Raw genomic sequence first — 24,186 nt, forward strand, 5'->3', positions numbered from 1 at the left:
ATTTTACCAAGAAAAATGGTAATATCTGTGCAAAATCGGAGTCTACTAGTACTCTAGGCGTATGATTTTTAATCTAATAATAAATTTGCCGATGGGATCGCGTGCTCGAGTATGTACAGACAAACATTATTAAAACCAAATGCCCTTTCACGCATTTTTGCGACATTTATTTTACTGTTAATTGTGATACTTTCATTATCACTTTTTAACTACTATCACGAATGGGTAAAAAGCCGCCAAACTGCACTTCATAGCATGGCTGCTAGGTTAGCCTATCAAATTGAAGACTACCGTTATCAAGCAAGTCATATTTATAAACTGGCTAACGATAAATCACACGTCCCCGCAAATACCCCACTTTCCGCGATGGAAATACGCCATGATATTTATTGGTTGACTAGCACCAACCAAACCTTAGATGCCATTGTGTTCGGGCCAAATAAAGCCACTAATAATGAACTAGCGACTAAATTAGCTAACTATATGGAGATCGTTTGGGGGGCAAGAAATGAATATAACTCCATGTATTACCTAAATGGGTTAGATAACACTTTAGTTCTTGTAACCACTCATTCCGTTCTAAAACCTGAATTGCGTTTCAAAGAAAGCTATCTAACACTCACGGCGGAAGAAAAACGCGCCGACATGCTAGCTCAATCCACATTACTTGACCGACGGGAAATCATCTCTAACGTACAAAAATACTCCCCTGATAATGTATATTACTATACATACCGGCTGATGTTTAATTCACCAGGGCAATTAACCAGTGTTATATCATTTGATATCTCGATGAATTCTTTAATTCCTTCTTCATTAGATGGCGATTTCTTCACAATAAATTCTCGGCCAACCAGCACTCTGGGCCCCGAAACCAATACCACATTAATGGGAACAAACCTTATATTTTCACAGCCAATAGATGGCACTCCCTATCAGCTTTACTATCATATCTCATTAAAAACGATTATCTTTCATCTTATTAGCTATAACTTTTGGCTAATTGCTTGCATGATAACCATGATCTTTCTAGAGGTATTAACGCTACTTTTCCTACGTAAGCGTTTGATTTCACCGAACACATCCATGCTGCAGGAGCTCCAGTTTAAAGAGTCACTGAATAACGATATCATCAGCCATATATCTTATGGGATCTTGGTTTACGATTTTAATACCAACACAAAAATCCTCAGTAATAATATTGCTAATCAGCTATTACCTTCAATGGATCTCGCTCACATAAAAGAAATGGCCATGGATAACCATGATTTTATTCAAGTCTCCATAGAAAATAATATCTTCGAAGTTGTACTCGTAGAAAATGACGCAATGCCAAATGCCGCACTCTTTATTATTATGGATAAAGATAAAGAGGTTTTGACGCAAAAACGCCAAGAACTCGCAATGCGTGAATATCAAAAAAATATTCAAATGCGTAAAGTTGTACTTGAAAATATGTGCCATGAAATTTTACCTGCACTGTCAGCGCTGGAGGTACAATTCTCTCAGTTAACACAACCTACTGACCCTAGTGAACTATCCATACTACAAGAGATTGAAAATCAATTAATTGCAATTCATTCTTGGTTTAATAATATTGAACTTCTTAACCAATTAGAGTCACAGAAAACCTCTCTCAAACCTGAGACGGTTTCAATCAGTCAATTGATCAATCAGTTTCTCAAGAACAATCTATCGAAAATCAATAATAAAGGTCTATCGCTCTATTTTCATAACAATGTAAATCCAGAGTCTCTCATTGAAGTAAACCCTATATATCTGCAAAACTTTTTACAACTAATTTGGGAATATTCTCTTGTCACAACCTCTTTTGGAAAGATCTCATTCACGCTATCTTATGATATTGAGAAACATATTATTCTTCTCAATATTAGAGACAGCGGTACAGGCTTGAGCAATCAGGAGCTGAGTAATCTGCAAAACCCGTTTAGTGCGCAAACTGTTAAACCAGCACAATTTACGCGCTCAGGAATGGCACTCTATTTATGCAAATTATTGGCAAAAAAGATGAACAGCACGCTTTCTATTCGCTCAAGTACTGCGATTGGAACACATTATGAACTTTCACTGCCTGCCATTAATGAATCTATCGAGCATGAATACCCTGCTCTATTAGAAGATGTGTACATTCGTTTAAATATTCATAATGCAGACATCTCTCGTATAGTAAGAAGCACACTGTCAAACTATGGTGCTGAGTATCTTGATTTAAGCGAAAGCTCAGCCCAAACAGATTGGGACTTACTCATCACGGATAACAATGAAGAAGCGTTTGAATATACACTTAAAGTTGACGGGAGTATCACTTCAATAAATGAAGTTAATCATAATTATATTGAAGCTAACTACAATTTTGCAGATGAACTGATTGATGCGATTTCTTTATTAATAGAAAATGCCAATACCGATAACAGTAATATTAATGAAATAGCTCTACCTGATGAACCTTTAACCACTACAGAAAAAGCGATTGCGACATATCAATCCGCTTTGGCACGAAGCGGTTATCGAGATTTGTTCATCACAACAGTACCGATAGATATTAATAAACTGTATAATAGTGAAAGTGTTGAGGATTTAGCCGAATTGAAAAACACTGCACATCGTTTAAAAGGAGTTTTTGCTATGCTCGAGTTTACAGTTCTTCATGAACTTTGCGAGGACTTAGAACACTACATAGCAGATAAAAACGGAATTGAAATAAGAAATTGCATTAGAGACCTGGATAATTCAGTCAAAAAACTAATGCCAGAAGGTAACCAATAATATGAATAACCTAAATGTCATTGTTGCCGATGATCATCCTATTGTTCTTTTCGGTATTCGAAAGTCACTTGAGCAGATCGAATGGGTGAATATCGTAGGTGAGTTTGAAGATTCAACCTCTTTGATTAATAACTTAGCGCGTTTAAATGCTGACGTTCTAGTTACTGATTTATCTATGCCAGGTGATAAGTATGGCGATGGTATTACACTAATTAAATACATTAAACGCCACTATCCTGACCTTTCCGTTATTGTTCTGACCATGAACAATAACCCAGCTATCTTAAGTGCTATTCTTGAGCTGGATATTGAAGGCATTGTTTTAAAACAAGGTGCACCTGCAGACTTACCAAAAGCGCTTGCGGCTTTACAAAAAGGTAAAAAATTCACACCTGAAAGCGTCAGCAAATTACTCGAGAAAGTTAATGCAAGTGGCTATGGTGACAAGCGTTTATCACCAAAAGAAAGTGAAGTGTTACGCTTATTTGCAGAAGGTTTTTTAGTCACGGAGATTGCTAAAAAATTGAATCGCAGTATTAAAACAATCAGTAGCCAGAAAAAATCTGCGATGCTGAAGTTGGGTGTAGAAAATGATATTGCATTACTCAATTATCTCTCTTCGGTGAGTATTGATAATTCCCCTTCCGAATAAGGCTTATCAGCCCACTAAACGATAAAAACCCGATTGCGGGTTTTTATTTTTTGTTCTTTACGTTAACAAAATTGAGTAAGCGTTTCACGCAAAATTGCAATAGTTGTAGGCTTAGATAAACACTCATTCATCCCTGCATCAATACAACGTTGTTTTTCTTCTGCCATTGCATTAGCGGTTAATGCAATAATTGGCAATGTCTCCCCTAAACGTCGTAATTCCTGAGCCAACTGGTATCCATCCATATTGGGCATGTTCACATCTGATAAAACGATATCTGCACGATTATTTTTCAAATACTTAAGCGCATCAATACCATCAACTGCAGTGCTTGTACTAAAACCAATACTGGCAAGTTGCTCACTCAATAACATTCGGTTAATTGGATGATCATCAACAATTAAAACATGATACCCACTCAATCGACAATCCGCTTCAATAGGCTCATGAATATTCTGATTCTTTATATTTTCTTTTGCTACTTTAACTAACCACTTATCAATAAGTAGCGGTAGCTTATCTAATTGATAAGTATTATAAATCCACTCATTTGGCTGAGTCTCATAAAACTCTCCTGCATAGAAACTTGAAAGCCTGATTTGGTAACGGCTCTGTACTGAAATTGTGTCAGTAAAATCAGTGATGAGTAGGTCATAAACCTTCTGTGTATCAATATCATTCCCAGTGACTACGGAAAATTCAGCATGTTTGAGTAGACGTGACAGAAAACTCATCAAAAATCCATTTTTACACGATACGGCGATTTTATAATTTACGCGATATTCAGGTATATTTTTTTGAATATATTCTTGCCCATATAATGGAATACGTATAATAAAGGAACTTCCGAGACCATGCTGAGAGCTTACCTCCATATCCCCATCCATCAAGTTTATCAATTTTTCACAAATAGCTAACCCTAACCCTGTACCTTTATGACCCGTGTTATTTTGATCATAAACTTGAAAGAATGGATCAAACAGCTGCATAACAACCGCATTAGTCATACCGATTCCTGAATCACGGATTTCAATTTTTAAATAATTATTATCTTTCCAAACATGGAGCAAGACGAATCCTGAATGGGTAAATTTAATACTGTTGTTTACAATATTAGAGACCACTTGTTGTAACCGCACTGAGTCATTCAATATCAAATCAGGGATATCAGGCTCAATATATGAGTACAGTGAAATTCTTTTTTTCGATACCAATGGCAGGTAATTTGCTAATACAAAGGCAAAAACGTCTCGACAATTGAAAAGTTTATTTTCAATTTTAAGTTGTTTAGATTCAATTTTAGAAAAGTCTAAAATATCGCTGATAATCTGCAATAACAATGCAGAGGAATTATCCATTGTGGAAACTAAGCGAGTTGCTTTCTCTGATAACTCGTAACGTTGTAATAATTCAATATTTCCAATGATCCCATACAGCGGCGTTCTTAATTCATGGCTCACTGTTGCCAAAAACATCGATTTAGCATGGTTCGCCTGTTCTGCTGCATCCGCAACATCTTGCAGTGATTTTTCCATTTGTACACGGATGCTAATATCGATTAACACACAAATCGCCACATCTTCATTTTGATATCGAGAATTCACGAAGCTAATTTGTAAGTGAGTTCCGTTGGTGGTCACAACATCAATATAATTACTCGTTTTTTGGCGAATGATCGTCAAAACTCGCTGCTTATCATCATCATTAAGCAATCTAAAATAATCGTGGGCAAGTTCATTACTCAGTATGTTCCCGCCATCCGTTAACCTTAAAATAATAATTCCAACAGGTGCTGATGCAACAATTTTATGATTAAACTGTTCATGTTCTTCTAGGCGAATAGCCGTGTTTGCTGCAGGTTCTAACATTTTTCTTTCAAGCAGCCAAATCAAAAAAAACAGCAAAACTGCAGTAAAAATATTTAGTATCGTGCCATAAAATATAGTGCTTTCAAGGTTAGCTAAAATCTCAGACGTCGGAATTGAAAAGAAAACAGTGAGTTGTGCAGGTAATAACCGTTTTTTAAAAATGAGTTTTGAGTAGTCAGAATTAAAACCAAAGAATGTGGGCTCCGCAATCGCCAACAATGCTGAATTTTTCGGATTGACTTCTGTTGACGAGTATAAAACAGGTTGATTATGGGAGTTTACCACCATGATTTCGATGGATTTATCTTTGCTGATATTAAATTGATTTAAATTTATCACACGCTCAATACCGATAAACCCTGTCACAACCCCCTGATTTTGAATCGGTTGGATCAAATAAACTTGGCCATTATCAGGTTGAGCACCATGTACGATCGTATATATACTACGCTCTTTACCTTGTGATTTTAGACTTTGATAAGAGTGTGCACTTTCATAACCCACCTTTTTAAGTGTCTCAATATCAGAAACCGTCGAACGAATTGGATAGTCCACTAAGCAATAACTTTGGGAGCCAATGACAAAAACGTGATTCAATCCTTGAGGTACTGCAATACTGTCTTTCCAAAAATAATTTAGTTGTTCAAAAGCCAGTAAATACCCCTGAGAACGGTATTGAAAATAATCACAATCAGAGTTTAGCGTTAATTTATAGTAAGAGTAATTTACTGAGCCAGGTAATGTCATAAATTCAGGCTCATTTTCATTTGAATTTTTATGCCCATCCAATTTAATCCGATGCTGTTCTGTCATGGATTGGATAGCTTGTAGCGTTTCACCTGTTTGTTGAATATACGATTGTAGGCTTTCAAAACCTGAATGAAATTGCTGACGAATATCCGATTTGTATTCGTTAAATTGAGAATAGAGAAAAAATAATGTAATAAAGGCACCCATGCCCCACAACATCAATCCAAGGATACGAAAAAGATCCCGGGACAATCTTAATGATGTTTTAAATGAGGGTAAGTATCTCAAGTGTCTTCCTAATTATGCGTTATCACAACAGCGAATTATACTCGATTACAATATTAAAAAACGATAAACATGAAAAGGAATAAATAGATGGTTCCATGGAAGATAAATAAAACGGGCAGCCATTTCCGTGCTGCCCGTTATATCGCTTAAAGGCGTTGTTTATTCTTGATCGTTGATATTTGCATCATCAGCACCATTTTCGTCGGTGCTTTCATCTGCATTATCATCGTCTTCAGTCTCAGCAACACGCTGTAATCCAACAACCTTTTCGTTTTCAGCCGTTCTAATCAAGGTAACACCTTGTGTATTACGACCCACAATGCTCACTTCAGAAACACGAGTACGAACTAAGGTTCCCGCATCCGTGATCATCATGATTTGGTCAGTATCATCAACTTGAATCGCACCCACAACGTTCCCGTTACGCTCACTCACCTTAATGGAGATAACACCTTGAGTTGCACGAGATTTTGTTGGATATTCTGCTTCTTCAGTACGCTTACCATAACCATTTTCTGTTACGGTTAAGATGTGTCCCTCACCACGTGGAATAATTAAAGAAACAACTTTATCGTCGTCCATTAATTTAATACCACGAACGCCCGTTGCGGTACGCCCCATCGCACGCACTGCATCTTCAGAGAAACGAACGACTTTACCTTGAGCAGAGAACAACATGACTTCATTAGAACCATTGGTTAAATCTACACCAATGAGTTCATCCCCTTCATTGAGGTTCACGGCAATAATACCTGCACTTCTTGGACGGCTAAAGTCTTGCAGAGGGGTTTTCTTCACAGTACCGCTTGCGGTTGCCATAAAGACAGTATAACCCTCTTCATACTCCCGCACAGGTAAGATAGCTGTGATGCGCTCATCTTGTTCCAGCGGCAATAAGTTAACAATAGGACGACCACGTGCACCACGGCTCGCTTCAGGTAATTGATACACTTTCATCCAATACAAACGACCACGGCTTGAGAAACACAAAATGGTATCGTGAGTATTCGCGACTAATAAGCGCTCAATAAAATCTTCATCTTTCGTTCTTGCAGCTGATTTACCTTTACCACCACGACGCTGTGCTTCGTAATCAGACAATGGCTGATATTTCACATAACCTTGGTGAGACAAAGTAACAACGACATCTTCTTGATTGATAAGATCTTCGATGTTGATGTCAGCAGTGTTTTCGGTAATTTCAGTGCGGCGCGGATCATTGTAAGTATCGCGAATAATTTCTAATTCTTCGCGGATCACTTCCATTAAACGCTCAGGGCTTCTTAAGATAAACAGCAGTGCCTCAATTTGCACTAACAGCTCACGGTACTCTTCCAGTAATTTCTCGTGCTCAAGACCTGTTAATTTTTGCAGACGTAAATCAAGAATCGCTTGTGCTTGTTGTTCAGTCAGGAAGTATTGACCATCATGAACACCAAATTGCTCTTCAAGCCACTCTGGACGAGCTGCATCATCACCTGCACGTTCAAGCATTGCGGCCACATTGCCTAAATCCCAAGAGCGTGCGATCAGCCCCGCTTTTGCTTCAGCTGGCGTTGGTGCTTTACGGATTAACTCAATAATTGGGTCAATGTTAGCTAATGCAATAGCCAGTGCTTCAAGGATATGCGCGCGATCACGCGCTTTGCGCAATTCGAAGATCGTACGGCGTGTCACCACTTCACGGCGGTGACGAACGAAGGCAGCGATGATATCTTTCAGGTTTAGAATTTTTGGTTGGCCTTGATGTAAAGCCACCATATTAATACCGAAAGACACTTGTAGTTGGGTTAGTGAATACAAGTTGTTCAGAACAACTTCACCCACTGCATCGCGTTTTATTTCAATCACAATACGCATACCGTCTTTGTCCGACTCGTCACGTAATGCGCTGATGCCTTCAACACGTTTTTCTTTGACTAATTCAGCGATTTTTTCAATCAGGCGTGCTTTATTCACCTGATAAGGAATTTCGCTAACAATAATGGTTTCACGGCCACTTTTTTCGTCAACTTCAACTTCGGCGCTGGCACGGATATACACCTTACCACGACCCGTTTTATAAGCGTCGATAATGCCGCGACGACCATTAATAATGGCCGCAGTTGGGAAATCTGGCCCTGGAATATGTTCCATTAAGCCTTCAATACTAATATCTTCGTCTTCTATATAGGCAAGACAACCATTAATTACTTCGCCTAAGTTGTGAGGCGGAATATTGGTTGCCATTCCGACAGCAATACCAGACGACCCATTAACCAATAGGTTAGGGATTCTCGTTGGCATGACTTCAGGAATTTGCTCTGTACCATCATAGTTTGGAACGAAATCTACGGTTTCTTTTTCAAGATCCGCCAGTAACTCATGGGCAATTTTCGCCATACGGATTTCCGTATAACGCATTGCGGCTGCGGAGTCCCCGTCAACCGAACCAAAGTTCCCCTGACCATCTACCAGCATGTAACGCATAGAGAAAGGCTGAGCAAGACGAACAATTGTCTCGTAAACAGCGCTATCACCATGTGGATGGTATTTACCGATAACGTCCCCGACTATACGGGCAGATTTTTTATAGGGTTTATTCCAATCATTTCCCAATACATTCATCGCAAAGAGGACTCTACGGTGTACTGGCTTCAGTCCATCTCGAACATCTGGAAGTGCACGGCCGACAATAACGGACATTGCATAATCCAAATACGAGCTTTTCAGCTCTTCTTCGATATTGACTGGGGTGATTTCTCTGGCAATCTCGCTCATGGAACCACTGTCCCTCATAACTTCGGATTCAAAGAGTAGAACTATACCACAATTCGCCAATTTAATAAAAATAAGAGACGGGTATTTGTCTTTCAAGCTATGTATAATAGCGGAAAATTAAGTTTATGTGTCCGAAACTTGTGGGATTATTCATTAATAACTGCCTTAAGTGCATTATTGTCTAGATTATGACCATCAATGATTGACGGACACCTATCACTGCGCCTAATTCGTCTCATCATAAAAGGCAATAAGCAGTCATAGGGTTAAAATAGGAGTTTTATCAATGAGCGATACCCAAGCACCGACATACTTAAATGTCGATAAACAAGAAATCGAAAAATTTGAGTCTATTGCATCCCGTTGGTGGGATTTAGAAGGGGAATTTGCCCCGTTACACCGTATTAACCCATTGCGCCTTGGTTATATTATGCAACGTGTAGATGGCATTTTCGGTAAAAAAATTCTTGATGTCGGTTGTGGCGGCGGTATTTTATCTGAAAGTATGGCCCGTGAAGGTGCGGACGTTACAGGGCTTGATATGGGCGCAGATCCGTTAATGGTCGCTCGCTTGCATTCTCTCGAATCGGGTATTCCCGTTGAATATGTTCAAGAAACCGTTGAACAGCATGCCGATAAACACCCACAAGCTTATGACATCGTCACTTGCATGGAGATGTTAGAACATGTTCCTGACCCACAATCTGTCGTGAGAGCTTGCGCTAAATTGGTTAAACCTGGTGGTCATGTTATTTTTTCAACCATCAACCGCAACAAAAAAGCGTGGCTGATGGCAGTCGTTGCCGCCGAATATGTTATGAAGATGGTTCCAAAAGGCACCCATGATGTGAATAAGTTTATTCGCCCTTCTGAACTCATCGGTTGGATTGACGGAACACAGTTAAAAGATAAGCATATCACAGGGTTACACTACAACCCTATCACTGACAAGTTCTGGCTTGGGCCAAATGTAGATGTGAATTATATGCTTCATACAATTAGTGAGTAGTTAACTAATCACGAAAAGAATAAATCGCAAGCAGTACGTTTAAGAAATCAGCAAACGGTCTACGTTTACAAAATTTATTTTAGTCATCATGTCGGAAGCCTTTTTTTTATTAGTCCCTTTTACCATGCAGCTTACCGACATGATCATTTTTCTTATCCAACCAGTTATCCACAAGATCCCACGAATTTGTTCACTTGATAAAATCGCATATTAACATTATCTTGTTATTGTCTACTCAACAAACTACTACATATAGTAGTGAAGCTAAACTAAACAACACTAGACTCATGGTATTCAACCATGAGCTTTTTTATGTTTGTGGCACACTATTTGTAGTTCAACCAAGGTGTACTTACTCATGAACCAGAGTCTGTTAGTCACAAAACGTGACGGACATAAAGAACGCATTGATCTCGATAAAATCCACAAGGTAATCACCTGGGCTGCGGAAGGCCTAAGTAACGTATCTGTTTCACAGGTGGAGTTACGTTCTCAGATTCAGTTTTATGATGGGATCAGAACATCTGATATTCACGAAACGATGATCAAAGCAGCTGCCGACTTGATTACTGGTGAAACACCAGACTATCAATACCTTGCTGCACGTCTGGCTATCTTTAACTTGCGTAAAAAAGCCTATGGCCAGTTTGAGCCGCCAGCGCTCTATACTCACGTAAAACGCCTTGTTGAAATGGGCAAGTATGATAAGCATTTGCTGGAAGACTACACGCAAGCAGAGTTCGAGCAAATGGACGGTTTTATTGACCATTGGCGTGATATGAATTTCTCCTATGCAGCCGTTAAACAGCTCGAAGGAAAATATTTAGTTCAAAACCGTGTAACGGGTGAAATCTACGAAAGCGCACAGTTTTTATATATTTTAGTGGCAGCGTGTTTGTTCTCCCATTATCCAAAAGAAACACGTTTAGACTACATTCGTCGTTTCTATGATGCGGTTTCAACATTTAAAATTTCTTTGCCTACGCCAATTATGGCGGGGGTACGCACACCAACTCGTCAGTTCAGCTCTTGTGTTCTGATTGAGTGCGGTGACAGCCTTGATTCCATCAATGCGACATCAAGTGCAATTGTGAAATACGTTTCTCAGCGCGCTGGGATTGGCGTAAATGCAGGCCGAATTCGCGCATTAGGTAGCCCAATACGCGGTGGTGAAGCATTCCACACAGGTTGTATCCCATTCTACAAACACTTCCAGACAGCGGTTAAATCATGCTCTCAAGGCGGTGTACGTGGTGGTGCAGCAACATTATTCTACCCAATTTGGCATCTTGAAGTTGAAAGCCTGTTAGTCCTGAAGAACAACCGTGGTGTTGAAGGTAACCGTGTTCGTCATATGGATTACGGTGTGCAATTGAATAAATTAATGTACGAACGTTTAATTAAAAACCAAGACATTACCTTATTCAGCCCTTCTGATGTCCCAGGTCTGTACGATGCTTTCTTTGCTGACCAAGATGAATTCGAACGTTTGTATGTTCAATATGAACAAGATGAAACTATTCGTAAGTCCAGCGTAAAAGCCGTCGAATTGTTTTCATTAATGATGCAAGAACGTGCATCAACAGGTCGTATCTACATTCAAAACGTTGACCACTGTAATACACATAGTCCGTTTGACCCACAGGTTGCGCCTGTTCGTCAATCTAACCTATGTTTAGAAATTGCTCTGCCAACTAAGCCGTTGAATAACATCAACGATGAAGAAGGCGAAATTGCATTATGTACGCTGTCTGCATTTAACTTAGGTGCAATTGATAGCCTTGATGAATTAGAAGAGTTAGCTATCTTAGCAGTGCGTGCTTTAGATGCCCTACTCGACTACCAAGACTACCCAATTATTGCGGCAAAACAAGGCTCTATGGGTCGCCGTACATTAGGTATTGGCGTAATTAACTATGCCTATTACCTAGCGAAACACGGTGTACGTTACTCCGACGGTAGCGCAAATAATTTAACGCACAAAACTTTTGAAGCTATTCAATATTATCTGTTAAAAGCATCAAACGATTTAGCGAAAGAACAAGGTGCATGCCCTTGGTTCAATGAAACCACCTATTCGCAAGGCGTATTACCTATCGATACCTATAAAAAAGAGCTCGATAAGTTAACCAATGAACCGCTGCATTATGATTGGGAAGCACTGCGTAAAGATATTCAGACTTATGGTCTGCGTAACTCAACGCTGTCTGCTTTGATGCCTTCTGAGACATCTTCGCAAATTTCTAATGCAACCAATGGTATTGAGCCACCACGTGGCTACATTAGCATTAAAGCATCAAAAGACGGTATCTTGCGCCAAGTAGTACCCGATTATGAAAATTTAAAAGGGGCTTATGAGCTGTTATGGCAAATGCCATCAATCAGTGGCTACCTGCAACTCGTTGGTATTATGCAGAAATTTATCGACCAGTCGATTTCCGCTAACACAAACTATGACCCAACTCGTTTCGAGAGCGGCAAAGTACCAATGAACCAATTGCTAAAAGATTTATTGCTCGCCTATAAGTTTGGTGTGAAAACACTTTACTACCACAACACCCGTGATGGTGCGGAAGATGTTCAGGGCGATCTGGAAGAAGTTGTTGAGTCAGCGGATTCCGATTGCGAAGGCGGCGCGTGTAAAATTTAATAGGAATTGTTATGTCACATACATATACAACATTTTCACAGAAAAAAAATGACCAAATGCAGGAGCCGATGTTTTTCGGCCAACCTGTTAACGTGGCACGCTATGATCAGCAAAAATACCCGATTTTCGAAAAGCTGATTGAAAAACAGTTATCGTTTTTCTGGCGTCCTGAAGAAGTGGATGTATCACGCGACCGTATTGACTACAACGCGCTGCCAGATCACGAAAAACACATTTTTATCAGTAATTTGAAATACCAAACGCTGCTTGACTCTATTCAGGGTCGTAGCCCTAATGTGGCATTACTGCCGCTGATTTCAATTCCTGAGCTGGAAACATGGGTAGAAACATGGGCGTTCTCTGAAACTATTCATTCACGTTCATACACGCATATTATTCGTAATATTGTGAATGACCCAGCGATTATTTTTGACGATATCGTTGAAAATGAAGAAATTTTAAAACGTGCGAAAGATATTTCAGGTTTTTACGATGACCTCATCGAAATGACCAACTACTATCATATGTTTGGTGAAGGCACGCATAATTGCAACGGGAAACAAATCACCGTTTCATTGCGTGCGCTGAAAAAGCAATTATACCTATGCTTAATGAGTGTTAACGCACTGGAAGCTATCCGCTTTTATGTGAGCTTTGCCTGTTCATTTGCGTTCGCAGAACGTGAGCTAATGGAAGGTAATGCAAAAATCATCAAACTGATTGCACGTGATGAAGCGCTGCACTTAACAGGTACCCAACATATGTTGAACTTGTTACGTTCAGGCCAAGATGACCCTGAAATGGCAGAAATTGCAGCAGAGTGCGAGCAAGAATGCTATGACTTGTTTGTGCAGGCAGCAGAGCAGGAAAAAGAGTGGGCCGATTACCTGTTCAGTGAAGGTTCAATGATTGGTCTGAATAAAGATATTCTGTGCCAATATGTTGAGTACATCACCAATATCCGTATGCAAGCTGTTGGTCTGAAGCTACCTTTTGAAGCACGTTCTAACCCAATACCATGGATCAATGCATGGCTGGTGTCAGATAACGTTCAAGTGGCACCACAAGAAGTTGAAGTGAGTTCTTACTTAGTTGGTCAAATTGACTCTGAAGTCAATACTGATGACCTGAGTGACTTCGAACTGTAATTATGGCTAGCCACAAAATCACCCTGCGACTCACGCAGGGTGTTCAAGTCCCCTACCATACAGAAGTTCATTCTTGCTTATTGGAAGCGCTAGAAGATAGCCGGGTACCTGTTGAATACCAATGCCGTGAAGGTTACTGTGGCTCTTGCCGTGTCACATTATTGCGGGGAAAAGTAGGCTACAAACGTAAACCGCTAGCCTTTGTACAAGAAGGTGAAATTTTACCTTGTTGTTGCCATCCGCTTTCTGATATCGAGATTGGTTAACATTATCAGCGATTGCACAATTCTTCTATGCAATCGCTTTTAGTCTATTTGTTCTTTATTAATTCACACTCGCTATTATAAATAGCCATAAAGCGCTGCAAATACCCAACCAAACACACAGGATACACCTACCCCAATTAACCCTGGTAAGATAAAGCTATGGTTGATGACGAATTTACCGATACGCGTCGTTCCTGAACGGTCGAATTGGATCGCCGCAAGGTCGCTTGGGTAAGTTGGTAAAATATAGTAACCATAACACGCAGGTGCTGATGCAATAATATACGCGGGGTCAACACCAATACCTAACGCAATAGGCACAACCGCTGCCAATGCCGCTGCTTGAGAATTAACAAACTTAGATACCAGTAATAAGATGACCGCATACGCCCATGGGAAGTCCTTCACTAAAGACCCCAGTGTACTTTTAATTTCATCCATATGGGCGCCAAACATGGTCTCTGCCATCCAAGCAATACCATACACCGCCACAATCGCAATCATCCCTGAGCGGAATACTTCATTTTTCGAAATTTGCCCTGGATTGGTTTTACAGATAATGATGATGAGCGCCCCTGCCAGCAACATAAACATCTGAATAACTAAAACCATCGATAAAGGCTTGCCATTGACTAATGGCCTTAACTCAGAAAATGCGCCGAGTAATGCTACAACCACAATTGATGCTAAGAAAATCCACATCGCGACCCAGTTGATTTTTGGCAATTTTTTGTCCAGCAATGTCACACTACCGCCATACACGTAGTCATGGTTTTCAGGGACAGAAATAAATTCTTGGAATACCGGGTCTTTATCGAGATCTTTCCCTCTGAACCAACTAAAAATACCGATGGCTAAGATACCAATTAAGGTTGAAGGAATAGTAATTGCTAATAAATCAAGGAATTCAAGAGACTTACCGTTAATGGTCACACCATTAAGCATTGCAACTAAGGACACAACGGCAACAGAAACAGGGCTGGCAATGATCCCCATTTGCGCACCTATACTACTTGCCGCCATTGGCCTTTCAGGACGAATATTGTTTTTAATCGCAGCATCGTAGATGATAGGTAAAATAGTGTACACAACATGCCCTGTACCACACAAAATGGTTAAGATGCAAGTCACGAAAGGTGCCACAATAGAGATGTATTTTGGATTTTTCCGTAGTAATCGTTCTGCAATTTGTAGCATAACATCCAAACCACCTGATGCTTGTAACGTAGCTGATGCGGCAACAACAGCAATAATCACAAGCATAACATCAACAGGTGGTTTTCCTGGTGGTAATCCAAAACCAAATACTAAGATAACAAGACCTACCCCACCAAGAAGCCCTAATGCCATTCCCCCCTTTTTTGCCCCATAAAACAAGCAAACAAGGATAATGGCGAGTTGAATCATAAAGTCCATAGTTCCATCCTTTTATATGTATTTACCTCCTATTATTGAGATGATTTTCAAGCATTAATTTGATTTATGATAATTTTAAAACCAATATAGTTTTATTTTTGTTGTGTTTATTTTGACCGAATCACACTATTTATCTTAAGTAACTGCGATACTGGCCAGTTAAAACAATAATTCTGAAAAATCAATAAATTAACCACCATTCCTTAACATATAATCCAAAATTAATTTACCTTTAGGTATCTTTATTCATCATTTTCCCTTTAGCTAACTCACCTTGATATTAGTCAGTTATTTACTATTATTTTGCCCCTGATGGGTGTAAAAATAAATTTACACTAGCTGTAATTTACATTTGACACAATACGCACAATCGCATAATCTGCATCACTTATTAATTATTCAGATTCAATTAGAGGAACTTGTGAAGAATCGTACTCTTGGCAGTGTGTTAATCGTTGCAGGAACAACAATAGGCGCAGGGATGTTGGCAATGCCACTTGCCGCTGCAGGCGTCGGTTTTACAGGCATCGTCTGTTTGCTTGTTGGGTTATGGATGTTAATGAGCTATACCTCATTATTATTAGTCGAGGTCTACCAACATAACCCTGCGAATATGGGGTTAGGTACTGTAGCAAAAAAATACCTTGGTCCAGCAGGTCAAATCGTCACGGGTTTAAGCATGTTGCTACTGATGTATGCGCTAACAACCGCTTATATTGGTGGGGCTGGCGTATTAATTTCTGACAGTCTTTCTTCTTGGTGGGGGATTACCATCAGTACTGAAGCGGCCATTATCGCCTTCACTATTATTGGTGGAGCTGTTGTCTGTATTGGTACTCATTCAGTTGATTTTATTAACCGAATTTTATTTACCGCAAAAACAATTTTCTTAATCATCATGTTAGTTGTTATGATGCCGCATGCTGAAGCGGTGAACTTAAGCACTATGCCTATTGAAAAAGGTTTAATTCTCGCCGCTGTTCCCGTTATATTCACCTCATTTGGCTTCCACGGTAGCGTTCCTAGCTTAGTTAACTATATGAATGGTGATGTGCGTAAACTGCGTATGATTTTCATTACAGGTAGCGCAATTCCATTGGTTGCATATATCCTTTGGCAGGTAGCAACACTTGGGTCAATCCCCTCAACAACATTTTTAGGTATTTTAGCACAAGAGTCTGGTTTAAATGGCTTGCTAACAGCTATTCGTGATGTGGTAGCAACACCACGTGTCAATATTGCTGTTAGCCTATTTATGGACTTAGCACTTGCGACTTCTTTCTTAGGTGTTGCTTTAGGATTATTTGACTACCTTGCTGACTTATTTAAACGCAGTAATAGCTTATTTGGTCGTACCCAAACGGGCTTATTAACTTTCGCTCCACCATTGCTTGCGGCACTGTTCTTTAGTAGCTTCGTGCAAGCCTTAACATACGCAGCGGTGGCATTATCTGTCCTTGCTTTAATCATCCCCGCTCTGCTCACTATACGTGTTCGCAAGGTGGAAGATAAAGGTGAATACCAAGTCAAAGGTGGTATGCCTATTTTAGCGATAGTATTACTCTGTGGTATTACTGTTATTGCTATCCAGTTCTCGATTGTTGCGGGTTTTCTACCTAACGTCGGCTAATAAATTGGTAATTAAGCCGCAATTTGGATAACTTCAAATTGTGGCTTTTCTTTTATTTGTCGTACCCTATTCCTAATAACCTCCCTCCTCCCTTTTATAGATCATATCAATCACAACGCCTCGAATATTGGCATTTAATATTTCAGTTCTCATTAAATGTTTATTATTGAAATTTATTTCTTTAATTACGTCATATACCGCAAATAATACTGAAAAGACAACCTGGCCACCTTGATTTATTGTTAACCCGAGGTTAATAAGGGAACTGGTTGTATGAAAGGAAAAAACGTTTCTGCCGCTCATGATGCAGCGTTTAAGGGATTCATGACAAATATTGATAGTGCTCGCGACTTTTTTGAAATTCATTTACCCGAACATATAAAATCACTATGTGATTTTAATTCATTAGCACTGACTAATTCATCTTTTATTGATAAGCAGCTGCGCTCTCGCTTATCCGATGTTTTGTATTCAGTTCAAACTATACACGGACAAGGGTACCTTTACTTATTGGTTGAGCACCAATCGACACCTGATAAACTCATGGCGTGGCGCTTAATACATTACGCTTTTTTAGCGATGAATCAGCATATGCAACAAGGAAATACAGTATTACCCCTTGTTGTGCCCGTACTTTTTTATCATGGTGATCGCTCACCCTATCCACATTCTTTATTATGGACTGATTGTTTTCCCTTTGCTGAGATTGCGAACCAGCTATATACACAACCTTTTCCTTTAGTGGATATCACCGTCATCGATGACAATGAATTAGTCAACCACCGAAAAGTTGCTGTGATGGAATTAGCCATGAAGCATAAATATTTACGTGATGAGTTTCAGCAGGTTCTTCCACTCTTGGCGCAAGCGCTCAATAGGCACTATAATAGCGATAACGATGTGGTTACCATCCTCAACTATCTGTTTATTGCGTTAGACTCAACTAACTTTGAAGAAATCGTTCAAACTTTAGAGGAACAAACGGAACAACATAAGGAAACGATCATGAATATTGCACAACGCCTACAGAACAAAGGCCGCCAAGAAGGTATACAACAAGGAAGAGAAGAAGGTATCGCTGAAACAAAGATCGCCATGGCAATCCAGTTGCTTAAAAATGGAGTTAGCCTTGAAATTATCATGAAAACTACAGGGCTAAGTCATGAAGTTTTGGCCTCATTACAATAACGTAATGAAAATCAACATGAATATCTAAAAAGTCATAAACAAAAAGATAATAGTTTTATTTAAAAGTATTTAATTGCAGCAAAATCAAGACCTATGCCCCTAGATGCAAATTACACAAGCAACTAAGGGCAATAAAAACTAGGTTGCAACGCTAGAATGAAAGACCAGCCCCTAAATAAAGACCATCTGCAATTTTTTCATTCGACTTGTTGTGTGAACCTTTCATTTCAATTACACGATAGCCCGCATCAATAGATAACGGTTTAAATACCGTATAACGTGCGCCCGCTTTTGCTTCAACATAAGACTTGCTACCTGAAGTTAGTGACTCTGGTGCACCATATGCTTCACCATAAATATTCAGTGAAGGCAGAGCCTGCCAGTTTAAACCACCGCCCACAGCTAATGCTGCACCACTGCTGTTATTATCAGGGGATAAATATAAACCTTTACCGCCAACATAAGCAGAAAAAGGCCCAATAGGTAGACCAAATGTAGCGCCTAAACTGCCCATTTGACCATCATGATCACTACGTGCCCAAGAACCATTAAACGCGAGGCCTGCATTTTGATTGCCTAAACCCGCTGATAATTCAGTATAGTGTTTGCCAGCTTGTGCACTCACAGAAACAGCTTGAGCAGAATTCATAAGAAATGGGGACATCGCCGCCACTAATAACACTACTTTGCGCATTATTTTATCCTCTTTAAGTTATTACCTACGGATATTACGCGATTTACACACGTTTCTCAGCCTTAATTACTCAGATTTACGCAACCTATTCAGCCAAAAGATAATTTCATCGCACCTAAGTCAGATTTAAATTTTAAATCTGTATCTTAAATATCCCGCTTATCTCACATTCAATCACAGTAATTGGTTATATTAATTAGATAATCATATCAATAATTACTATACTGAATTACAAGTTTATTGTAGTGGTATTTTTGTTTTATTACAAAATAATAACTTTTTAGTTAGGTTTATGTAGTCATTAAATTCAAAATCAGGAGTATTGTGATGAAGAAAAAAGGCCTTACAACTGCCTCTGGCGCCCCCGTCGCCAATAATAATAATGTCATGACCGCAGGTAAACGCGGCCCAATGTTGTTACAAGATGTCTGGTTCTTAGAAAAATTAGCCCATTTTGACCGCGAAGTGATCCCTGAAAGACGTATGCACGCCAAAGGATCTGGTGCATTTGGTACATTTACCGTCACCCACGATATTACACCTTATACTCGTGCAAAAATTTTCTCTGAAGTAGGTAAAAAAACAGAAATGTTTGCCCGTTTTTCAACAGTAGCTGGTGAGCGTGGTGCTGCTGATGCAGAGCGTGATATTCGTGGTTTTGCACTCAAATTTTACACTGAAGAAGGTAACTGGGACATGGTGGGTAACAACACACCTGTATTCTACTTTCGTGACCCATTAAAATTCCCTGATTTAAACCACGTCGTAAAACGCGATCCTCGCTCCAACTTACGAACAATGGAACATAAATGGGCATTTTTCTCCCAATTACCAGAATCTTTACACCAATTAACGATCGATGCGAGTGACCGTGGTATCCCACAAAGTTATCGCCATATGCACGGTTTTGGTAGCCACACTTACAGCTTTATCAATGCCAATAATGAACGTTTCTGGGTGAAATTCCACTTCCGCTGCCAGCAAGGCATCGAAAACCTTTCCGATGAACAAGCTGAGCAACTTGTGGGGAAAGATAGAGAAAGTTCACAGCGTGATTTATTTGAATCGATTGAAAAAGGGGATTTCCCTCGCTGGAATTTGCAAGTACAAATCATGCCTGAAAAAGAAGCTTCAAAGGTTCCTTATAACCCATTTGACCTGACTAAGGTTTGGCCACACAAAGACTATCCATTAATTGATGTAGGATATTTTGAACTAAACCGTAATCCAGATAATTACTTTGCTGATGTTGAGCAAGCTGCATTTAGCCCTGCTAACGTAGTGCCTGGTATTAGTTTCTCACCAGACAGAATGCTTCAAGGCCGTCTATTTTCTTACGGTGATGCTCATCGCTACCGTCTTGGTGTTAACCATCACCAAATTCCAGTGAATGCACCACGTTGCCCATTCCACAATTATCACCGTGATGGTGCAATGCGTGTTGATGGTAATAGCGGAAATCATGTTACCTATGAGCCAAACGAAGCGGGTTTATTCCAAGAACAACCTGATTTTAGTGAACCACCATTATCTCTTGAAGGTGCCGCTGACCACTGGGATCATCGTGAAGACCAAGACTATTTCAGCCAACCACGTGCATTATATGAATTATTAGATGATGCAGAACATCAACGCATGTTTAAACGTATTGCAGGCGAGCTAATTGATGCCACAGAAGCCACGCAAGTGCGCCAAATTGCGCTATTCAAACAAGTTCACCCAGAATATGGTGCAGGGGTTGAGAAAGCGTTAAATGCATTAAAAAAATAAAAAACATACCACGACGGGTGATCTACCCGTCGTATCAACATAATCGCTTCACTTACCTGTAATATTTTTATTCAATCGATTGTTCTTGAGCTAAAACCCAATTTTTCACTTGCTGGCGAGACACCTTAATCCCCCCCTCTTTTAACGTTTCATCTAACTGATAAAAACGTTTCGGGTATTGATAAGGAGCTAGTTTGTCTTTTAGCCAAATAGATAATTCAGTGAGCGAAAAATCTGAATTGCATTCCACCACTGCAACAGAACGTTGACCAAACTCCACATCATCAATTGGGATGATAAAACTCTGTGACACATTAAGATGTGAATTAATTACCGCTTCGATATCTTCAGGTTGGACACATTCCCCACCGCTAATAAATAAGTTATCGAGACGCCCTAATATTTGATACTCACCATCGATAAACGCACCTTTATCATTCGTTTTAAACCAGCCATCAATACAATTTAAAGGCTTAATTTTACCGTCAAACCAATAGCCTAGAGCCTGACTCGCCGACTGAACTTGAATTTCATCAGCAACAATACGAATTTTTTTGCCCTTTAACGGTAGGCCTACACCGTGTTTGCCATCTGCTCGCTTAGCACACACTGTCGAGGCCATTTCGGTCATACCATAACCGCTCCAACATGCGATACCTCGACTTTCAGCTAAATCTGTTAATGCAACAGGAATAGAGGCTCCCCCCAACAACACTTCTTTAAGGGAAAGTTGGCTGTCAAATTCATCATTAAGTAAACGCCATAATTGTGTTGGTACTAATGAAGCGTGTGTCACTCCTTGTAAAGCATCTATTAATGGCGTATTTTTTAATGCGAGCGTTCCCCCTTTAAGTAGCCAACGCCAAACAACCCCTTGCCCAGAAACATGAAAAAGTGGTAAGGAAAGTAACCAACAATCACCCTGTTGGTAGTCCATCGCATTAACAACGCCATCTGCGCTACTGAGATGTGCCTCAACGCTATGAACCGCCGCTTTAGGTAAGCCAGTTGATCCAGAGGTTAATATTAGTGTGGCTGGTTGTGTCGCATGAGTCTGAAAATTAACTGACTGGAACTCATCATCACCAATAAAGTGGTAATACAGTTGATAGTCAAGATTTCGGTAATTAGAAAGTGTCTCAATATCATCAGTAAAATCAATCACAAAACTGATATCAAGATGGGGCAACAATTCCCTCAGCGTCCGTTCAGGTATCTTAGGGTTAAGAAGTAGAACACGCGCACCACAGGCAATCAGTGCCAGCTGGCTAAGTAATAACTCAACCGAGTTTTTACCCCGAAGCGCCACACAATGACCTTTCGCCACACCTTGCATTGAAAAATAGGTAATGAGGTCCTTAACCTGTTGATTAAGTGCATCCCAGGTTAGGCTCTCACAATCTGAATGTAAAGCAATTGAATTGGGTTGAAGATTGGCCCAATGCTGCCAAGGCCAATCTCTAAACTGCGTTAACTCTGCCATACAATGGTTAAGTCTTCTAACTGCTGTAATGGAATATCGCACTGCGGCCAAGGACGAATTAACTGTGATTGAATTAAAGAAACCGTATCTAGGCCTGGAATAGTATTGGGTGTTAACCAATGCGCAACGCGAGCTAGCTGAGTTAAGCCAAAACTGCTTTCAATGGACGAGCTAATCACTGCTTGTAAGCCAAGGCGGTGAGCATCTTCAACTAAAGAACGGCAATAGGCTAAGCTACCCGTAAGTGTTGGTTTAATCACAATCGCTGCAACACCCGCTTGAGCCTCCACCTTGAACCCCTCTTCTCGCACACTTTCATCCCAAGCAATATTAATGCCCGTATCAGCAGCAAATTGCAGAGACTCTTCACGCGTTTTACACGGCTCTTCTAAGAATGCGATACGGTCGCGATAGTCAGGATTAACATATTTAGCAAACCCGTCCGCTTTCGTTCGTGTCCAACTGCGATTTGCATCAAGGCGTAGTTTGAGTTCCGGCACCGCTTCTAGCAATAAATTTGCTACCATGCCATCACGCACGGCCTCATATAAGCCCACTTTGACTTTCGCAACTTTTTCGCCTTCCATCGCATCAAGGCTTAAAATTAAGTCATCAGGATCACCACTACACAGGGGTGCTTTGCGATAATCTGCGTCTTTGGGTAACTCGCCAATTAGCTCAGCCACTGCACAACTACACCCAAATGCCACGGAAGGAAGTGGACTATCAGAAATTTTGCCGTCTTTCACCCATTCATTCAGGCGAACAATGGTTTCAGCAGTCGCTTCTTCCAAAGTTTCTTGACTGAATTCAGGTAGAGGTGAAATTTCCCCCCAACCTTCGTTATCTCCATCTTGCAAGCACACCAAAAGCCCATCACGTGTTTTGAGGCGTTGATAACGAAGGATAACACCTGCCTCCATGGGCAGGCTGAATGAATAAATCTTGGCTTTACGCATTACGGGTTACGCTTATATTTAGAGAAGTCAGGCGCACGTTTTTCGTTAAAAGCATTACGACCTTCTTGGCCTTCATCCGTCATGTAGAACAACATCGTCGCATTACCCGCCAATTCTTGCAGACCTGCTTGGCCATCACAATCCGCATTTAGTGCTGCTTTCAAGCAACGCAGTGCCATTGGGCTATTTTCTAACATTTCACGGCACCAGCGAACGGTTTCTTTTTCTAATTCTGCGTAAGGAACGACGGTGTTAACCAGCCCCATATCTAATGCTTCTTTTGCATCATATTGACGGCATAAGAACCAGATTTCACGCGCTTTCTTCTGCCCTACAATACGCGCCATGTAAGATGCGCCCCAGCCGCCATCAAAAGAACCCACTTTTGGCCCTGTCTGACCAAAAATCGCGTTATCCGCAGCAATCGTTAAATCACACATCATATGTAAAACATGACCGCCACCGATGGCAAAACCAGCAACCATTGCAACGACAGGTTTTGGACAGGTGCGAATTTGGCGTTGAAAATCCAAAACGTTTAAGTGATGAGTACCACTTTCATCACGGTATCCACCGTAATCTCCACGAATTTTTTGGTCACCGCCAGCGCAAAAAGCTTTTTCGCCTTCACCCGTTAAAATAATAGTACCAATGTGGTCATCATAACGTGCGTCAGATAAGGCTTGGATCATCTCTTTAACCGTTTGAGGACGAAACGCATTGCGCACTTGCGGGCGATTAATCGTAATTTTCGCGATCCCTTCAGGGGATTTATGATACAGAATATCGTCAAACCCTTCGGAACAATCTTGCCATTCAATAGGTGCGTACAGTTTTTCTTCGCTTGGATAAATCATTCTCAAATTCC

General features: G+C 40.2%; 16 protein-coding genes. 9 read left to right on the forward strand and 7 right to left on the reverse strand.

The annotated features are described in order from the left end of the window. Nucleotides 1-111 precede the first annotated feature (111 nt). Complete coding sequence (rcsD, locus tag KDJ85_RS06130; protein WP_225818898.1) at nucleotides 112-2,787, forward strand: phosphotransferase RcsD; 2,676 nt, start codon at nucleotides 112-114, stop codon at nucleotides 2,785-2,787. Nucleotide 2,788: 1 nt separating this feature from the next. Beyond that, on the forward strand, nucleotides 2,789-3,439 hold the full coding sequence (gene rcsB, locus KDJ85_RS06135; protein WP_206082322.1) for a response regulator transcription factor RcsB: 651 nt from the start codon (nucleotides 2,789-2,791) through the stop codon (nucleotides 3,437-3,439). A 62-nt stretch (nucleotides 3,440-3,501) separates the two neighbouring features. Here the strand turns inward: rcsB and rcsC are convergent, their stop codons facing one another. Then, on the reverse strand, nucleotides 3,502-6,345 hold the full coding sequence (gene rcsC / locus KDJ85_RS06140) for a two-component system sensor histidine kinase RcsC (RefSeq protein WP_225818899.1): 2,844 nt from the start codon (nucleotides 6,343-6,345) through the stop codon (nucleotides 3,502-3,504). Between the two features lie 159 nt (nucleotides 6,346-6,504). Then, nucleotides 6,505-9,105: a DNA topoisomerase (ATP-hydrolyzing) subunit A gene (gene gyrA / locus KDJ85_RS06145; protein ID WP_225818900.1), complete on the reverse strand. Its 2,601-nt coding sequence runs from the start codon at nucleotides 9,103-9,105 to the stop codon at nucleotides 6,505-6,507. 286 nt (nucleotides 9,106-9,391) lie between these two features. Between gyrA and ubiG the strand changes: the two genes are divergently transcribed. From ubiG to yfaE, 4 genes are all read left to right on the forward strand, one after another. Then, nucleotides 9,392-10,114, forward strand: coding sequence for a bifunctional 2-polyprenyl-6-hydroxyphenol methylase/3-demethylubiquinol 3-O-methyltransferase UbiG (ubiG, locus tag KDJ85_RS06150; protein ID WP_206082325.1), 723 nt, complete (start codon nucleotides 9,392-9,394; stop codon nucleotides 10,112-10,114). Nucleotides 10,115-10,472: 358 nt separating this feature from the next. Then, entirely contained in the window at nucleotides 10,473-12,764 is a 2,292-nt protein-coding gene (gene nrdA / locus KDJ85_RS06155; protein WP_206082326.1) for a class 1a ribonucleoside-diphosphate reductase subunit alpha, read from the forward strand. 11 nt (nucleotides 12,765-12,775) lie between these two features. Further along, nucleotides 12,776-13,912: a class Ia ribonucleoside-diphosphate reductase subunit beta gene (nrdB, locus tag KDJ85_RS06160; RefSeq protein WP_225818901.1), complete on the forward strand. Its 1,137-nt coding sequence runs from the start codon at nucleotides 12,776-12,778 to the stop codon at nucleotides 13,910-13,912. 2 nt (nucleotides 13,913-13,914) lie between these two features. Further along, nucleotides 13,915-14,178 carry a class I ribonucleotide reductase maintenance protein YfaE gene (gene yfaE / locus KDJ85_RS06165; protein WP_206082328.1) on the forward strand — a complete coding sequence of 88 codons (264 nt, stop codon included), beginning with the start codon at nucleotides 13,915-13,917 and terminating at the stop codon, nucleotides 14,176-14,178. Nucleotides 14,179-14,253: 75 nt separating this feature from the next. Here the strand turns inward: yfaE and KDJ85_RS06170 are convergent, their stop codons facing one another. Continuing rightward, nucleotides 14,254-15,594, reverse strand: coding sequence for an anaerobic C4-dicarboxylate transporter (locus KDJ85_RS06170; RefSeq protein WP_206082329.1), 1,341 nt, complete (start codon nucleotides 15,592-15,594; stop codon nucleotides 14,254-14,256). A 481-nt stretch (nucleotides 15,595-16,075) separates the two neighbouring features. Between KDJ85_RS06170 and tyrP the strand changes: the two genes are divergently transcribed. Beyond that, the gene (gene tyrP, locus KDJ85_RS06175) at nucleotides 16,076-17,224 is read left to right on the forward strand and encodes a tyrosine transporter TyrP (RefSeq protein WP_263974614.1); all 1,149 of its coding nucleotides are present in this window, start codon (nucleotides 16,076-16,078) and stop codon (nucleotides 17,222-17,224) included. A gap of 273 nt (nucleotides 17,225-17,497) precedes the next feature. Next, the gene (locus tag KDJ85_RS06180; RefSeq protein ID WP_225818902.1) at nucleotides 17,498-18,412 is read left to right on the forward strand and encodes an Rpn family recombination-promoting nuclease/putative transposase; all 915 of its coding nucleotides are present in this window, start codon (nucleotides 17,498-17,500) and stop codon (nucleotides 18,410-18,412) included. Between the two features lie 151 nt (nucleotides 18,413-18,563). On the opposite strand, the gene KDJ85_RS06185 is transcribed toward KDJ85_RS06180, so the two are convergent. After that, nucleotides 18,564-19,106: a YfaZ family outer membrane protein gene (locus KDJ85_RS06185; protein WP_225818903.1), complete on the reverse strand. Its 543-nt coding sequence runs from the start codon at nucleotides 19,104-19,106 to the stop codon at nucleotides 18,564-18,566. Between the two features lie 327 nt (nucleotides 19,107-19,433). On the opposite strand from KDJ85_RS06185, the gene KDJ85_RS06190 reads away from it, so the two are divergent. Further along, nucleotides 19,434-20,876: a catalase gene (locus KDJ85_RS06190; RefSeq protein WP_225818983.1), complete on the forward strand. Its 1,443-nt coding sequence runs from the start codon at nucleotides 19,434-19,436 to the stop codon at nucleotides 20,874-20,876. A gap of 67 nt (nucleotides 20,877-20,943) precedes the next feature. On the opposite strand, the gene menE is transcribed toward KDJ85_RS06190, so the two are convergent. Genes menE through menB form a run of 3 tightly spaced genes read right to left on the reverse strand, consistent with a single transcriptional unit; the run spans nucleotide 20,944 to nucleotide 24,175 of the window. Further along, nucleotides 20,944-22,359, reverse strand: a complete 1,416-nt coding sequence (gene menE, locus KDJ85_RS06195; protein WP_225818904.1) for an o-succinylbenzoate--CoA ligase — start codon at nucleotides 22,357-22,359, stop codon at nucleotides 20,944-20,946. Further along, nucleotides 22,347-23,318: an o-succinylbenzoate synthase gene (gene menC / locus KDJ85_RS06200; protein WP_225818905.1), complete on the reverse strand. Its 972-nt coding sequence runs from the start codon at nucleotides 23,316-23,318 to the stop codon at nucleotides 22,347-22,349. The genes menE and menC overlap by 13 nt, the downstream gene beginning before the upstream one ends. Next, the gene (gene menB / locus KDJ85_RS06205; protein WP_206082336.1) at nucleotides 23,318-24,175 is read right to left on the reverse strand and encodes a 1,4-dihydroxy-2-naphthoyl-CoA synthase; all 858 of its coding nucleotides are present in this window, start codon (nucleotides 24,173-24,175) and stop codon (nucleotides 23,318-23,320) included. Before menB ends, menC begins: the two co-directional genes overlap by 1 nt. Nucleotides 24,176-24,186: the final 11 nt, after the last annotated feature.

Origin of the sequence: Providencia vermicola (assembly GCF_020381325.1) — a bacterium.
In the GTDB taxonomy this organism is placed as follows: domain Bacteria; phylum Pseudomonadota; class Gammaproteobacteria; order Enterobacterales; family Enterobacteriaceae; genus Providencia; species Providencia vermicola.